The organism is Bacillus cereus group sp. BfR-BA-01453 (assembly GCF_022662915.1).
Lineage (GTDB): Bacteria > Bacillota > Bacilli > Bacillales > Bacillaceae_G > Bacillus_A > Bacillus_A paranthracis.
This window is the reverse complement of record NZ_JAKUEN010000003.1, coordinates 385477-400152: the sequence shown is the minus strand read 5'-3', so window position 1 is coordinate 400152 and position 14676 is coordinate 385477. Positions and strand designations below refer to the sequence as shown.

Here is a 14676-nt window from a genome sequence, read left to right as displayed (position 1 = left end):
AAACGCAAGAGGCTTTTCTAGTAACAAAAAGAAGGACCTCTTGTTTTTCCATATAAAGGTTCGGGGAGAGAATAACAATGATTACAAAAGTAATAACGAAAAGAAATTGGGGAATCGCAAAGATAAATGGAGAAATTAATGAAGCCTCATTAAAAGAAGAGGGATTTATTCATTGTTCGTTTTTTGAACAAGCTTTAAAAGTCGCAGAAAAACATTTTAGTCATGAAGAAGAAGTTTTATTACTAACAATTGATCAAACTCTGTTAAAAGCAGAAATAAAATATGAACTTGCTTCTAACGGCCAAGAATATCCGCATGTTTACGGAGCAATTAATATAGATGCAATTATAGATGTTGTTCCATTGCTTAAGGAAAAAGGGGAATTTATATTACCAGAGTTACAAAGTTAAGCGTGTTATAAGTAAGCTAGAAAAGCACAAATTACAAATTTGTGCTTTTTATTATCCGTTTTTTGGTAAAATATTGTTGTTTTTGTCACACTAATACTGTACGACACATAGTATAAAACATATACTGTATGACATATAGTAATGAAAATGAGGTGAATACATGGATACTTTATTAAATTCGTTAATTACTGAACTAAGAAGAGGTACATTAACATTAGCAGTTTTAAGCCAATTAAGAACGCCGCAGTATGGATATTCACTTGTCCAATTATTAGAGAAATCAGGAATCGTAATCGATCAAAGTACTTTATATCCACTACTTCGCCGGTTAGAAAAGCAAGAGCTAGTGACGAGTAGTTGGGATAAAACAGAGAGTAGACCTCGTAAATATTATGTTTTAAGTGAATACGGATTAGAAATATTCCAGCAGTTGAGAAAGGAATGGATAAAGGATTCGAAAGAACTTCATAACTTATTAAAGGAGGAGGACAAGAATGAATTTGATTGATATTTATGTCGAGGAAGTAGCGAAGAGATTACCTGAAAAAAATCGTGAAGATATTATTCTTGAGCTACGGTCAACAATTGAGGATATGTTGCCTGATGATTATAATGAAGATGATGAAAAAAGAGTTCTTGAAAAATTGGGGAGTCCGGTTTCATTAGCTAATGGATATTTGGATAGACCGATGCATTTAATTGGACCGCGTTATTTTGATGTATATACGACATTATTAAAAATGATCATTCCAATTGCAGCCGTTATCGCCCTCATTGCAATGGTTGCAGAAAATTTTTTAAGTTATACTGGTGATCAAGCAGTATTAAATGTTATTTTACAAGTAATAGGTAAAGGCATTGGAGAAATTTTTGAAGTAGCCCTCCATGTATTTTTCTGGTTAACACTCGTATTTGCTATTTTAGAAAGAACGGATAAAAACAAAGATACTGAGCCGTTGACGACAAGTTTAAAAAAGTGGACGCCAGATGATTTGAAAAACATTTCGCACATTCCGAAGAAAAAAGCAATCTCCAAGTTTGAAGTTTTTGGAGGGTTAATGTGGACGGCAATATGGGCTACACTTTATTTTTATGCGAATCATCTCGTTGGCGTATACAGTGGTACGGAAAGTGGATTGAAGTTTGTCGCGCCAACGTTTAATCAAGATGTGTTACTTCAGTATTGGCCAATCGTTGTGATGATAATTGTTTTTGAAATAGCGATATCTCTTTATAAATTAGTACAGGGACAATGGACAAAAAGATTGGCAATCGGGAATGCTATTCTCCAAATAGCTGGAACGATAGTATTCATTATAATTGTAGTAAATCCGCACATATTTACCGATGGATTTATTACGTTTGTGGCAAATGTGTTCACTATTTCTCCGGAAGAACTTAAAAAGTGGCTAATTAGTGGGGGTATTCTCATTTACGTTTTATCTGCTGCATTAAACATTTATGATGGCTTTCGAAAAGCTAGTGTTCGTGTAACAAATAGGTAGTTAAAAAGAGAACGTATATGAAAGGAAGAAAACGATGATAAGGGAAGCAACGGAAAAAGATGTAATATACATTTTAGATATTTATAATGATGCGATACTGAATACAACTGCTGTATATACGTATAAACCCGTAACCCTTGAAAATAGAATAGATTGGTATGAACAAAAAAAGGCTGATGGTTATCCGATTTTTGTATACGAACTAGATAATAAAGTAGTAGGATTTGCGACATTCGGTCCGTTTAGAGCTTGGCCTGCCTACAAATATTCAATTGAGCATTCTGTGTATGTTGATAAGGAATATAGAAAATGTGGGATTGGAACTTCTTTGATGAGAGCATTGATCACAATTGCCAAAGAAAGAGAATATATGACTTTAATTGCTGGAATTGATGCGGAAAACGAGAAAAGTATTGCCTTACATGAAAACTATGGATTTGTTCATGCTGGGACGATTAAAAAGGCTGGTTATAAGTTTAATAAATGGCTAGATTTAGCTTTTTATCAATTGGAGCTTAATGGTCCTAAAAATCCTTTAGAAGAATAGAGATTTTTTGTAAACATGTATCTTTTAGGTAGCAAGGAGTAATTCATGCTACCTTTTTTTATTGTAAAAGCCTATTTAATCTGCAAAAAAGGGGTTTTTACATTCTATATTGAATGATTAAAGGTGATAAAACGATATGAAATGAGGAATGAAAATGGAAACTGTCATTCAAAAAATGAAAGAGATACAATCTGATCATGTTGGGATAGCAATTTATTCTGCAAAAAGTAATCGTATAGTTGCTTCATATAATAGTGAATTAAATATTCCGTTAGCATCGGCAGCAAAAGTAGTAATCGGATTTGTAGTAGCGCAAATGGTGAAGGAAAATAAACGTAATTGGCATGATATACTTCATCATGTTAAATTTAATCCAAATGAAGATAGTGCGCAGTTGTATCCACATTTACAAGGAAGAAGGAATTTAACACTTAGTAAAGCAGTAGAAGTGATGATAGCATGTCATGATAGTTACGTTGCACAGTCAGTTGTAATGTACTGTGGTGGATGGGATGCTGTGAAAATGTATGTCCAAACGTATTTTTCAAAAATTCATATACAAGAGGACGCTAGAGATGAGAAAAATGTTGGAGAATTAAATGAAGTTCTTTCACTTTTAGTACATATTTTTCAAGGTTATAAATCAGAAGCAGAATTATGGGAACCAATTATTAGCGGCATGGTAAGACAGCAAGGTGAATATGAAGGAATACATTCATATCACTTAGCTCATATGACAGGTGGACTATCTTCAGCTGCAATAAATATTGGTATAATAGGAATATTTAACAAATTCCCGTTTCTTTATGTTATTGGGGGAAAAGATTTACCTAATCGACGTGAAAATAAAGAGGTAGATGAAGCTTTTGCAGTAGCTTTGAAGTACATATACAAAGAATATAGTGAAAGCATCATGCTAGGAGTGAGTAATTGAAAAGAAACTTAAAGACATCAACAATCATTATGTTAATTGTAACGATTATTGCTCTTGAAGTGGGTATCGCACTATACGATCACAATTTGTCATTAGATACTATTTATTTTGCAGCGATCCTCATTTGTATTGTATTACTTTTTGGTACACGTGTTTCTGAGAAGAAAGAGAGACGAAGAAAAACAGCTCTTTTATTTTGGCCATCTATTTTACTGTCTATCGCTTGTTTTGCAGTTATAAGTTACATAAGAATAGGCTATGTTTCTGTACCAGGTATAATTGGCTTTTCATGCTTTGTTATTTATGGTGGTTTCGTATTTATTAGTATGTTAAAAAGGAAAAGTAAAAATGAGAGGTAGCTTACTAAGTTGAAAGGAAGAGATATATGAAACGCATAGAGAATGGTACTCGCATAGAAGGAGAATATATAAAGAATAAAGTCATTCAATATAACATGTCTATTTTAACAGATGAAGCAAAACAGCCGATGGAACAAGTAAGTTTTGTTCTGAAAGATGAGGCTGGGAAAATCTTTGGCGGGGTAACAGGAACGATGTATTTTTATCATCTTCATATAGATTTTTTATGGGTTGATGATTCAGTTCGTCATGATGGTTATGGTAGTCAACTATTACATAAAATTGAAGATATTGCGAAGGAAAAAGGTTGTAGATTAATATTATTAGATTCATTTAGTTTTCAAGCGCCAGAGTTTTATAAAAAGCATGGCTACCGAGAATATGGTGTTGTTGAAGATCATCCTAAAGGGCATAGTCAACACTTTTTAGAGAAGAGGTTATAGTATTCGTGTTTTGCGAGAAAAGTGTTTTTTAAAAGCATCGCCAATAAGGCGATGCTTTTTTTAGTTTATAGAAACTAATCAATCTGATGCAATTATGCGAAGAAATAGTTCGATTCGTATTACAAGGATTTTCTTTTTTTACTATTCAAATAGCTTATTCATTAAATCTTGTATTTCACGTCTTCTTGTATCTGTTTCATCCTTATCAATTGTATACGTATCATCCTCTATTATAAGAACATCACCCTCTTTTGCAGTGGAAGGGAGTTTGGATTTAGGTACATCAATTGTTACGTTATTCACTTCAATAACTGCTAGTTCGCCTTCAAAACGGTCAATAATACCTCTCTTCATAATTATCTCTCCGTTCTTACAGAAATGTTAGAACCATCACTATTAATAATTACAGTTCCATTTAAATCAGTTCTATATACCTTAACAGACATTGCATTTAACTTTGCTAAAGTTTCTTGAGTAGGATGGCCATATCGGTTACCTGCACCTGCACTGATTACAGCGATACTTGGTTTCACTGCATCTAAAAATAGCTGAGAAGAAGATGTCTTACTTCCGTGATGGCCAGGTTTTAATACATCGGATTTTAGGCCGGAACCATACGTTGCAACCATATCTTTTTCACTTTTAGATTCAGCATCACCAGTAAATAAGAAAGATTTGCTGCCATGTGTTACTTTTAATACAGCACTCCACTCATTTAGATCGTTACCGTATTCTTTAACAGGAGCTAAAAATTGTGAGTTTAAACCATTGATTGGTAAAGTTACTCCAGACTTCGCTTCTTTAATAGTTAACCCTTTGTTAGCTACTGCAGTTAAAAAGTCTTTAAACGTTTGTGTCGTATGACTTACTTTAGGTGCGTAAACGTTTTTTACGTTCATAGCATAAAGTACTTCATCTAATCCACCTACATGATCAGCATCAGGATGAGTGGCAATCATATAATCGATAGTTTGGAATCCTAATCCTTTTAAATAGTTTGCTACTACTTTACCTTTCCCGTTATTTCCACCATCAATAAGAATCGTTTCTCCACTTGGAGATTTAATAAACGTCGCATCACCTTGTCCGACATTTATATAATGAACTTCTAACTCTCCTTTAGGCTTAGGAAGAGCCGGACGGAAACTAGGTTCTAATACACGAGCTAAAAATGCAGCGAACTGTTCACGAGTTACTTTTACGTCTGGACCAAATGTACCATCAGGAAACCCAGCTGTAATATTATTTTGAGCTAAAATTTTGACATAATTGTAACCCCAATGAGTAGATGGAACATCAGGGAAATTGACGTCTGCACCTGTAGGTTGCAAATTAAAAGTTTTAACTAAAACTACTGCCATTTCTGCACGAGTTAATGAACGGTCAGGGAAATAGTTTGTTTCACGTTGTACAATGTTATTATGTGCTAACTTATGTACAGAATCATAGTAATAGATACCTTTGGCTACATCGGAAAAAATATGATTATAGCTAGATGGTTTTTCTAATTTTAATGATAAATCTAGCATTAAGGCCATTTGTCCACGAGTTACATCATCACCCGGTTTAAAAGTTCCTTCTGGCGTACCATTAATGATACCTTTATCCGATAAATAGTTAATTTCCTTAATTGCCCAATGATTAGATTGGACATCTGGGAAAGCTTTAGCACTTGTAAGATTTGGAATGAACAATGTTAAAATCATGACAAATGCTGTTAGTAATAAACTAAACTTTTTCAAAAAATCGCCTCACTTAATGTATTTTTTACCTTATTAACTTTACCATTTCTTACAAGTAATTCAAAGTTTAATAGGTAAATATTTTATTAGTTGTTTTGTATTTCCATAAATTCGTTAATTTGAAATAATATAACTTAATAGAGGGGATAGGAAAGGTATTAGAAAATTGTTTATATTGCAATTGTAAAATCCATATTATAAATTTATAAAATCATTTATAATAATTTATATCATGTTAAATGGGAGAAAGAAAATGTATACGTATAAATTACAAGATGAGAAACCAATCTGTTCAGAAAAATTAAAGAGGCTTTACGATTCTGTCGGTTGGTGGCCAGAAAGAAAAGAAATCGATATTCAAAAAATGTTAAAAAACAGTATAGCAATTGGGGTATGGAAAGAAAATGAGTTAATTGGTTTTGCTAGAGTTGTTTCAGATGGTGTTTTTCGAGCGTACTTAGAAGATGTTGTTGTCCATGAGAGTGTAAGAAATAAAAGTATTGGTGAGAAGATGCTTACAATGTTGCTTGAAGAGATATCTCATATCAATATTGTGAGCCTATTTTGTGGAGAGAAACTTATAAAGTTTTATGGTCAACAGCAATTTCAAGTGACGCAACAAATTGTGATGCACCGTAATCAAATAGTGAAAGAATAAGAGGTGACAATTAGAATGATTGCGACAAGAGCGTATTGTTTATCGAAAAGAAAAGCGACAGAAGATTCTCCTGATGGTTGGAATGCAACATGTATGAGGCTAAATAATAAAATATTTGCGATATTGAACCATGAAGAAGGCGAAAAAGCGACAATTACATTAAAATGTGATCCAGAACTTGCGCTAAGATTAAGAGAAGAGTATCCAGAAACAATCATTCCGGGGTATCATATGAATAAAAAACATTGGAATACGGTGTATATACATAAAGATGTGGAACAGGTGCAAATTAATAAGATGATTGATTGGTCGTATGATTTAGTTCTACAATCATTTTCAAAGAGAAAGCAGCAAGAGTTATTAGATTAATATGTATAAGGGGTGGATGTATTGAAAGGCACGATCAAAGATACATATGATAAATTAGCGAGTACATATAAAGAAAATCTAGATGTGGCAAATCCATATAACAGCTATTATGAAAGACCAGCGATGATGGAGATGGTTCCAAAGAAATTAGAAGGGAAGAGTATACTAGATGCCGGATGTGCAGCTGGATGGTATACTTCTCAATTTGTAGAAAGAGGAGCAAATGTTACTGCAATTGACGTAAGTTATGAAATGGTAAAAGCTGCAAAGGAAAGTATGGGTGATAAGGCAACGTTTCTTTGTCATGACTTGCAAGAAATATTACCGTTTGAAGATCATACTTTTGATGTAATTGTAAGTTCGTTAACCCTTCATTATTTAGAAAATTGGAATCAAGTATTTCAGGAGTTTCGTCGCGTACTGAAGCCAGGTGGAGAATTTATATACTCCATTCATCATCCTTTTATGGACTTTACAAAGTTTACTTGTAAAAATTATTTCGAAAAACAATTATTAGTAGATACTTGGGTTAAACCAAACATTACAATTGAAGTTAAATTTTTTAGAAGGTCACTTCAAGATATTATTAATGAAACAACAAATTATTTTGTGTTAGAAAAAATGGTTGAACCGAGGCCAGTTGAAAAGATGAAAGAAGTAAATGAAAAATCTTATTACTATTTAAATACAAATCCACATTTTCTTATTGTTAAAGCAGTTAATAAATAGCTAGTAAAATGATTATATTTTACTAGCTATTTTGCAGTTATAAATGATGAATTAGGAGTTTTGAAATGAATACGAAACGAAATAGATTACTATACGCAATGTTTACAATCCTTGTTATTATTTTAGGGCTTAGTTCAAGAAAATTTGCTTTTGCGCTGCCGGCTCTATTAAATGATTATTTAGGTGATGCTTTATGGGCGTTAATGATTTTCATTGGATTTGGATTTTTATTTCCTAAAATAGCGACGAAGAAATTGGCTTTTATTAGTTTAATGTTTTGCTACGGGATTGAAGTGAGCCAATTGTACCATGCCGAATGGATAGATAGCATTCGTGCAACGACTTTAGGTGGACTCGTGTTAGGTTATGGATTTTTGTGGAGTGATTTAGTGGCTTACACAATTGGTGTTGGAATAGGATTTCTTTTTGAGTTGATTTTACGGAAGAAATAAGTGAGTTTAAATGGGGGGATTTATTATGAGGGATATATTAGAAATTGTAAAATTTTGGTTTCGTGATTATGATGTCAAAGCTACTGAAATAAAAGCAAATGTAATAAAGATTCATTGTAATAATAAATCTTATATTTTAAAGGAGAAGGGATCGATAAAACAGCTTTTAGTTGAAATAAACGCATTAGAACAGCTTGAGGAAAAGGGGGTTAAAGTACAAAGAATAGTTAAAACGAGTAATAATGAAAGGTATGTATTTTACAAAGAGAAGTATTATTGTGTGTATGAATATGTTGCTGGAGATGTACTTGAAATAAAAGATATAGAAAATCTGAAAGAGCTAGGAGGCACAATCGGGGAAGAAATAGCGTATCTACATCAAGTTCTTAATTCAATAGATAGTGGAAATGGGTTCGCAAAGAGAGATTTATACAAGGTAGTATACGGTTGGGCTTTACCTATTTTAGAAAGGAATGAGCATGTTCATCAGGATGTAATTCGAAAAATGAATCAAATACATACAAATTTCAAGGAAACAATCCGCCCATTACGAAAACAAGTCATTCATCGCGACATGCACTTATCAAATGTAATCTTTAAAGAGAATGAATTTCAAGGATTTATAGATTTTGAACTGTTAGAAAAGAATATTAGAGTATTTGATTTATGTTATTGTTGTACGAGTATTTTGAGTGAATTATATAGTGATAAAGAATTAAGAGAGAAATGGCAACATATCATTAGTAAAATTTTTGAAGGGTATAATAAGCAGGGCGTTTTAACGCGAGAAGAACTACAATCCATTTGGTATGTTATGCTTTCTATTCAAGTTATATTTATTACTTATTTTGTTCAGTTAAAAGATTTATTAAAGTTAAATGAAGAGATGTTTTTCTGGATTTTTGCTAATAAAGAGGCTATTGAAGAGTCAATAGAAAGGATCGCACGAAAATGAAAAAAATTATATTAATAGGTTCTGGTGGTTCAGGAAAATCTACACTAGCAAGGCAGTTAGGAAATAAATTAAATATTAAAGTACATCATCTTGATGCGTTATTTTGGAAACCGAATTGGGAAGGGGTACCGAAAGAGGAGCAAAGAACGGTTCAAAATGAATTAGTTAAAGAAGATGAGTGGATTATTGATGGGAATTATGGTGGGACAATGGATATAAGAATGAACGCAGCTGATACAATTATTTTTCTTGATATTCATAGAACAATATGTGCTTATCGTGCTTTTAAAAGAGTTATACAATATCGAAATAAAACAAGACCGGATATGGGCGCGGGATGTAAGGAAAGATTTGATTTGCAATTTTTTAAATGGATATGGGAATATCCTAAGACGAAGCGACCTACAATTTTAAAGAAGTTAAATCAATTGAGTAAGGATAAAGATGTTATTATTTTAAAATCTACAAATGAAGTAAGACTATTTTTAGAGAAGTACAATGCTATAAATGGTTAGATTATAAAAAGAAATAACCTGGGGGTATAGAATTGGATAGATTTATTAGGCTAGTTGATTCTAATATGGTGAAAATTCCAGCAGGAAAAGTAGAATTAAGAGATGATCGAATAAAGAAAGAATGGAAAGTCCAAGTTAATTCGTTTCTTCTTGCAAAGTATGTTGTAACGATGGAATTATATGATGCGATTACGAATCATACATCAAATTTATCCAAAGATAAAAACAAACCAGTTGTAATTTACATAGATGACCTTGGATTTAGGCTCGCTAAGTCCATTTAGAAAAATTATAAGAGCAAAATTATATAGATAAGATTTAAAGTAAGGAGTGTTTTAAGTGGCACGTGTTTTATTCATTAATGCTGGATCAGAAGGACATATAAATCCAACGTTGCAAGTTGTAGAAGAATTAGTTTCGCGTGGAGAAGAGGTAGTTTATTTTTCAATAGAAGCTTTCAGAGAACGTATTGAAAAAACAGGGGCTATTGTAAGAACAATTGACGACCAAAGGTTTATAAAAGCATTTCTTTCCGGTGGCCGAAATTATTTGCAGGAAAGAATAAATGGCCTTCTACATACAGCAGATGTTATTATACCAAGTGTTCTTGAACAAATTGAAGGAGAACATTTTGATTATATGATTCATGATTCGATGTTTGGCTGTGGCCGTATAATTGCTCAAATTTTAAAGCTTCCGGCAATAAATTCCTGTACATCTTTTGCACAAGATGAAAAATCATTTCAACAAATGTTAGATCACTTGTCTAAAAGTATCCCAGTGAAAGTTCAGGAGAGGATACATAATGATTTTGAAAGATTAACTAAGGAGGTTGCGGAAAAGTATAGTGTTGAAATAAACTCACCATATGAAGTTTTCTGTAATCCAGCGTCACTTACTATTGTATATACAATAAAAGAGTTCCAGCCTTTTGGAGATATGTTTAATGAAACATTTAAATTTGTAGGTCCATCCATCCCTGCACAAGTAAAAAATGAAGACTTTGATTTTACTTCAATTGAAGAAAAAAGCCCGATTTACATTTCGCTAGGCACTGTTTTTAATGAAGCGCTTGATTTTTATAAACTTTGTATGAAGGCGTTCGAGAATAGCGAGCATACAATTGTGATGTCTATTGGTAATAAAACGAAAATAAGTGATTTAGGTGCTATTCCTAAAAACTTCATTGTAAAAAACTATGTACCACAAACGAAACTACTTGCATATACAAAGTTGTTTATTACACATGGTGGAATGAACAGTACACATGAAGGGCTATATAACGGGATTCCACTCATTGTAATTCCGCAAAGTGCAGATCAGCCAGTAATCGCAAAGCAAGTGGAGAATCTAGGAGCTGGGATTAAGTTATCTATGAAAGAATTAACTGTAGAACAACTACGTGAAAGTGTAGAACTTGTATTAAATAATCCATCATATAAAGAAGTTGCATGGAATTTGAAGAAATCTTTTCGGAAATCTGGTGGCTATCAGGAAGCTGCTGATGAGATTTTTACATTTATAGGTCAATAATAAATAGAAAAGTAAACATGAGAAGAGTGTCTATATGAAATGAAATAGACACTCTTTTTTTATATGAAGCGGAGAATTCGTTGTTTTGAAATGTTAAATATTCTGTTTTGCAAATTCGAACCATAGTTTTACGTGTTACTAATGCTTTCATCATTTCTGCACAACTTCTGCACATACTTTGATGATTTCTATGTCATGATATATTCATCAAGTGAAATATTTCACAAGAAATGAAATATATTTTCACTGCGGTGTATGCATAACACACACATACATCGTTACAAGATTGTCTCTTGTTATTCTTTTACATCGAAGCCCACATTACACTACGAATTATAACAAAAAGGGGACAGGAACATGAAGAATCAATTTTTAAAACAACTACAAAATATGAAAATGAACAAAAAAAGTCTAGGAGCTGTTGCATTAACAGCTGGAATTATTGGCACGACACTTATTCCTCAAAACGCATACGCGCACGGTTTTGTTGAAAAGCCGAGCAGCCGATCTGCTTTATGTAGTCCAACTTATGGTGCACTAAATGTAAACTGCGGAAGTGTTATGTATGAACCACAAAGTTTGGAAGCTCCAAAAGGGTTCCCGCAAACTGGCCCAGTTGATGGTCAAATCGCTTCTGCAGGTGGTAAGTTTGGTGGTATTTTAGATCAACAAACTGCCGATCGTTGGTTTAAAAATACAATTACAGGCGGGGAAAATACATTTACGTGGAAATATACAGCGCCTCACTTAACGAGCAAATGGCATTACTATATTACAAAAAAAGGATGGAATCCAAATAAAGCGCTCACAAGAGCAGATTTTGAACCAATTGGAACTGTGCAACATGATGGTTCTGCAGCCTCAAATCATTTAACTCACAAAATCAATGTACCTACTGATAGAAGTGGATATCATGTAATTTTAGCAGTATGGGATGTAGCTGATACTGCAAATGCATTCTATAATGTCATTGATGTTAATCTCATCAATGACGTAAAACCAGATACAGAGGCTCCAAGTATTCCAAATGGAATTCAAGCACAAAAAATAACAGCGAATAGTATAGAACTAGCATGGAACGATTCTACGGATAATGTAGGGGTAAAAGGGTATCAAATCTTCCGTAACGGAGAGATGATTGATACAGTACCAGGAACTCATTTTATTGATAAAAAATTACAACCAAGTACAGAATACTTTTATACTATAAAAGCAATTGACGCAGCTGGAAATGTATCGAAAGAAAGTGCAACGCTTACAGTGAAAACAACAGTTGAGGCTCCTGATACAGAAGCACCAACACAACCAAAAGGATTACATAGTATGGGAACGACAGCGTCAAGTGTGGACCTAATGTGGAGTCCTTCTGACGATAATATTGGTGTAGACCATTACGATATTTATAGAGAAACAAAAGGATCAATGGAAAAAATTGCAACATCCAATACGACTTCTTATATGGATAAATATTTACTCTCTAATACTACTTATAAATATGTAGTGAAAGCTGTTGATGTAGCTGGAAATGAATCTGTACAGAGTGATATATTCACAATTACTACAAAAACTGAAAGCGCTTCATACGAAGAGTGGGATGCAACGAAAGCATATGAAAAAGGAGATAGAGTTCTATACGAGGGAAAAGTATATGAAGCAGTGCAGAGTTATAAAGGAAATGGGGATCCAAACTGGATTTATGCCTTATCATTATGGAAAACAGTGTAAGATTTACCTTGGTATGAACTAAGAGATAATGGGCTTTGATGCAAAAGGACATCTTGAGAATTCATTTTTCTATAAATAAAAAAGGACAGTATATGAATACATAAAGTAGTTTCATATACTGCCTTTTTTATTATGATAACATTTTCGTCATAAGTATATGCGGAATGCCATCTTCCATAAATACATCAGAAGAGGTTTGATAACCTAGTTTTTTATAAAATCCTTTAGCCTGCGTTTGACCGTGTAGTTTTACTTTTGTAGATTCTTTTTCACGAGCAATTTCTTCTAACGTTTGAATAATTATTTTTCCTAAACCGTATTTACGATAGTCGTTTAAAATACAAATACGTTCTAATTTTCCAGTTCCATCAACAAATCGTATGCGACCTGTACCAACAGGAAGATTGTTATAATAAACTAAAATATGTTTACATTTCTCCCCGATTTCATCAAACATATCGAATTCATCTTCAAGTGGAACATTTTGTTCTTTTACAAATACTTCTTTTCGAATATGAAAGGCAGTTTCTAAATCTGTAAGTTCTGTTATGAGTTTGGAGTGCAAATTGTTCAATCCTTTCTAGTGTGATGTGCTTTTGTTTTCATAGTATATCATAATGTTACGTAATAACGAGAAAATATAAAAAAGCTGACTGTAAGAGTCAGCGTTCATTATAATTCCTGTATCCCGTTTTTTGTTCCAATAATCGCCTTACTAGTCATATTAACAAACAATCCGGTTTCAACTACACCAGTAATCATTTTTAATCTTTTGTGTAAATCGGAAGGAGTAGCTATATGATTAGGGAATATACAATCGATAATCATGTTATTATTATCGGTTATAAACGTTTCATTATTTTTTAAGCGTAACGTTGTTTGACATCCTAAAGATTGAATTTTACTTTCGGTTTGTTTCCATGCAAAAGGTATGATTTCAATAGGTAATGGAAAAGTCCCTAAACGTGTCACAACTTTTGATTCATCAACGATAATGATAAGTTCTTTCGAGGAGGAGGCTACAATTTTCTCGCGAAGTAATGCACCACCGCCTCCTTTAATAAGCTGTAAATTAGAATCAATTTCATCAGCTCCATCAATTGTAAGATCAAGACTTTGTACGTCGTTTAACGAAATCAACGGAATATTTAGCTGCTGTGCCAATGCTTCCGTTTCCTTTGATGTCGGGACAGCTTGAATTGATAATCCCTCTTTTACACGTTGACCTAATTTTTGTATCGTCCAGTATGCGGTTGATCCTGTACCAAGTCCAACTTTCATGCCATCTTTTACAAAGTTAGCAGCATATTCACCAGCTATCTGTTTTAAATCCATCGCTTTACTCCGCCGGACGTGGTCCAGCATCAAGACCTGAACTTTCAGCTGTAAGTACTGGACGAACTACTATATCCTTATGTACACGCATTTGACAAGATAATCGTAAATGATCTTCAATTCCTTTTTCTGTCATCGCATTTTTTTCATTCGCACTCGCTTCACAAAAATCACCGGCTATAATTTCTACTCTACAAGTTGTGCAACGTGCTTTTCCGCCGCAACGATGGAGTATGTTTACACCGTTATCTTCAATTGCTAATACTAATTTTGTGCCTTCTTTTACATCAAAAGTTCCCGCACCTTCAATTGTTAATTTTGGCAAATTTGTTCCTCCTCACGTAAAATTGTACATAACATATTTATGACCGCGAATTATTGAACATAAACATAATTTTTTTATATGCCCCGTAACTTTTTTATTTGTTGAATCGTTAATTAAGTAAGCGCTGAAAAGGAGTGGTT

General features: G+C 33.2%; 20 protein-coding genes and 1 pseudogene. 16 read left to right on the top strand and 5 right to left on the bottom strand.

Annotation, left to right across the window (positions count from 1 at the left end; translation table 11 throughout):
• Positions 1–77: 77 nt before the first annotated feature.
• From MR070_RS09500 to MR070_RS09470, 7 genes are all read left to right on the top strand, one after another.
• A complete protein-coding gene (locus tag MR070_RS09500) occupies positions 78–410 on the top strand; it encodes a DUF952 domain-containing protein (RefSeq protein WP_242261127.1) in 333 nt (110 codons plus the stop codon).
• A 160-nt stretch (positions 411–570) separates the two neighbouring features.
• Positions 571–918 (top strand): PadR family transcriptional regulator, encoded by a 348-nt coding sequence (locus MR070_RS09495; protein WP_000380293.1) that lies wholly within the window; start codon positions 571–573, stop codon positions 916–918.
• Entirely contained in the window at positions 905–1915 is a 1011-nt protein-coding gene (locus MR070_RS09490) for an HAAS signaling domain-containing protein (RefSeq protein ID WP_242261126.1), read from the top strand. Before MR070_RS09495 ends, MR070_RS09490 begins: the two co-directional genes overlap by 14 nt.
• A 34-nt stretch (positions 1916–1949) precedes the next feature.
• A complete protein-coding gene (locus tag MR070_RS09485) occupies positions 1950–2462 on the top strand; it encodes a GNAT family N-acetyltransferase (protein ID WP_000617502.1) in 513 nt (170 codons plus the stop codon).
• Between the two features lie 154 nt (positions 2463–2616).
• On the top strand, positions 2617–3396 hold the full coding sequence (locus MR070_RS09480) for a serine hydrolase (RefSeq protein ID WP_242261125.1): 780 nt from the start codon (positions 2617–2619) through the stop codon (positions 3394–3396).
• Positions 3393–3755: a hypothetical protein gene (locus tag MR070_RS09475; RefSeq protein WP_070806223.1), complete on the top strand. Its 363-nt coding sequence runs from the start codon at positions 3393–3395 to the stop codon at positions 3753–3755. The genes MR070_RS09480 and MR070_RS09475 overlap by 4 nt, the downstream gene beginning before the upstream one ends.
• 26 nt (positions 3756–3781) lie before the next feature.
• Entirely contained in the window at positions 3782–4198 is a 417-nt protein-coding gene (locus tag MR070_RS09470; RefSeq protein WP_044792169.1) for a GNAT family N-acetyltransferase, read from the top strand.
• A gap of 141 nt (positions 4199–4339) precedes the next feature.
• Here the strand turns inward: MR070_RS09470 and MR070_RS09465 are convergent, their stop codons facing one another.
• Positions 4340–4552: a DUF3006 domain-containing protein gene (locus tag MR070_RS09465; protein ID WP_242261124.1), complete on the bottom strand. Its 213-nt coding sequence runs from the start codon at positions 4550–4552 to the stop codon at positions 4340–4342.
• 2 nt (positions 4553–4554) lie between these two features.
• The gene (locus MR070_RS09460) at positions 4555–5940 is read right to left on the bottom strand and encodes an S-layer homology domain-containing protein (RefSeq protein ID WP_044792170.1); all 1386 of its coding nucleotides are present in this window, start codon (positions 5938–5940) and stop codon (positions 4555–4557) included.
• A 253-nt stretch (positions 5941–6193) separates the two neighbouring features.
• Between MR070_RS09460 and MR070_RS09455 the strand changes: the two genes are divergently transcribed.
• The 9 genes and pseudogenes from MR070_RS09455 to MR070_RS09415 all read left to right on the top strand — a co-directional run bounded on the left by MR070_RS09455 (position 6194) and on the right by MR070_RS09415 (position 12876).
• Positions 6194–6598, top strand: coding sequence for a GNAT family N-acetyltransferase (locus MR070_RS09455; RefSeq protein ID WP_044792171.1), 405 nt, complete (start codon positions 6194–6196; stop codon positions 6596–6598).
• Between the two features lie 15 nt (positions 6599–6613).
• Positions 6614–6967 (top strand): MmcQ/YjbR family DNA-binding protein, encoded by a 354-nt coding sequence (locus MR070_RS09450; RefSeq protein WP_044792172.1) that lies wholly within the window; start codon positions 6614–6616, stop codon positions 6965–6967.
• A 21-nt stretch (positions 6968–6988) separates the two neighbouring features.
• Positions 6989–7696 carry a class I SAM-dependent methyltransferase gene (locus MR070_RS09445; RefSeq protein WP_242261123.1) on the top strand — a complete coding sequence of 236 codons (708 nt, stop codon included), beginning with the start codon at positions 6989–6991 and terminating at the stop codon, positions 7694–7696.
• A 65-nt stretch (positions 7697–7761) separates the two neighbouring features.
• On the top strand, positions 7762–8148 hold the full coding sequence (locus MR070_RS09440) for a ribosomal maturation YjgA family protein (RefSeq protein WP_242261122.1): 387 nt from the start codon (positions 7762–7764) through the stop codon (positions 8146–8148).
• 25 nt (positions 8149–8173) lie between these two features.
• Positions 8174–9103, top strand: a complete 930-nt coding sequence (locus tag MR070_RS09435; RefSeq protein WP_242261121.1) for a phosphotransferase enzyme family protein — start codon at positions 8174–8176, stop codon at positions 9101–9103.
• Positions 9100–9618 (top strand): DNA topology modulation protein, encoded by a 519-nt coding sequence (locus MR070_RS09430; protein ID WP_000720549.1) that lies wholly within the window; start codon positions 9100–9102, stop codon positions 9616–9618. Before MR070_RS09435 ends, MR070_RS09430 begins: the two co-directional genes overlap by 4 nt.
• Before the next feature lie 32 nt (positions 9619–9650).
• Positions 9651–9857: pseudogene (locus tag MR070_RS09425) on the top strand (formylglycine-generating enzyme family protein); the annotation flags it as partial.
• 100 nt (positions 9858–9957) lie between these two features.
• A complete protein-coding gene (locus tag MR070_RS09420) occupies positions 9958–11151 on the top strand; it encodes a macrolide family glycosyltransferase (protein ID WP_242261120.1) in 1194 nt (397 codons plus the stop codon).
• A 357-nt stretch (positions 11152–11508) separates the two neighbouring features.
• Entirely contained in the window at positions 11509–12876 is a 1368-nt protein-coding gene (locus MR070_RS09415) for a lytic polysaccharide monooxygenase (RefSeq protein ID WP_242261119.1), read from the top strand.
• Positions 12877–13006: 130 nt separating this feature from the next.
• Here the strand turns inward: MR070_RS09415 and MR070_RS09410 are convergent, their stop codons facing one another.
• From MR070_RS09410 to MR070_RS09400, 3 genes are all read right to left on the bottom strand, one after another.
• Positions 13007–13441 (bottom strand): GNAT family N-acetyltransferase, encoded by a 435-nt coding sequence (locus tag MR070_RS09410; RefSeq protein ID WP_242261118.1) that lies wholly within the window; start codon positions 13439–13441, stop codon positions 13007–13009.
• A 107-nt stretch (positions 13442–13548) separates the two neighbouring features.
• A complete protein-coding gene (gene rpiA / locus MR070_RS09405) occupies positions 13549–14211 on the bottom strand; it encodes a ribose 5-phosphate isomerase A (protein ID WP_242261117.1) in 663 nt (220 codons plus the stop codon).
• Positions 14212–14215: 4 nt separating this feature from the next.
• Positions 14216–14536 carry a 2Fe-2S iron-sulfur cluster-binding protein gene (locus MR070_RS09400; protein WP_001125377.1) on the bottom strand — a complete coding sequence of 107 codons (321 nt, stop codon included), beginning with the start codon at positions 14534–14536 and terminating at the stop codon, positions 14216–14218.
• Positions 14537–14676 lie beyond the last annotated feature (140 nt).

Bases quoted from the DNA above. Each gene is read 5' to 3' on its own strand.
- MR070_RS09500 (WP_242261127.1), top strand. From the start codon at position 78: ATGATTACAAAAGTAATAACGAAAAGAAATTGGGGAATCGCAAAGATA.
- MR070_RS09495 (WP_000380293.1), top strand. From the start codon at position 571: ATGGATACTTTATTAAATTCGTTAATTACTGAACTAAGAAGAGGTACA.
- MR070_RS09490 (WP_242261126.1), top strand. From the start codon at position 905: ATGAATTTGATTGATATTTATGTCGAGGAAGTAGCGAAGAGATTACCT.
- MR070_RS09485 (WP_000617502.1), top strand. From the start codon at position 1,950: ATGATAAGGGAAGCAACGGAAAAAGATGTAATATACATTTTAGATATT.
- MR070_RS09480 (WP_242261125.1), top strand. From the start codon at position 2,617: ATGGAAACTGTCATTCAAAAAATGAAAGAGATACAATCTGATCATGTT.
- MR070_RS09470 (WP_044792169.1), top strand. From the start codon at position 3,782: ATGAAACGCATAGAGAATGGTACTCGCATAGAAGGAGAATATATAAAG.
- MR070_RS09465 (WP_242261124.1), bottom strand. From the start codon at position 4,552: ATGAAGAGAGGTATTATTGACCGTTTTGAAGGCGAACTAGCAGTTATT.
- MR070_RS09455 (WP_044792171.1), top strand. From the start codon at position 6,194: ATGTATACGTATAAATTACAAGATGAGAAACCAATCTGTTCAGAAAAA.
- MR070_RS09450 (WP_044792172.1), top strand. From the start codon at position 6,614: ATGATTGCGACAAGAGCGTATTGTTTATCGAAAAGAAAAGCGACAGAA.
- MR070_RS09440 (WP_242261122.1), top strand. From the start codon at position 7,762: ATGAATACGAAACGAAATAGATTACTATACGCAATGTTTACAATCCTT.
- MR070_RS09435 (WP_242261121.1), top strand. From the start codon at position 8,174: ATGAGGGATATATTAGAAATTGTAAAATTTTGGTTTCGTGATTATGAT.
- MR070_RS09430 (WP_000720549.1), top strand. From the start codon at position 9,100: ATGAAAAAAATTATATTAATAGGTTCTGGTGGTTCAGGAAAATCTACA.
- MR070_RS09415 (WP_242261119.1), top strand. From the start codon at position 11,509: ATGAAGAATCAATTTTTAAAACAACTACAAAATATGAAAATGAACAAA.
- rpiA (WP_242261117.1), bottom strand. From the start codon at position 14,211: ATGGATTTAAAACAGATAGCTGGTGAATATGCTGCTAACTTTGTAAAA.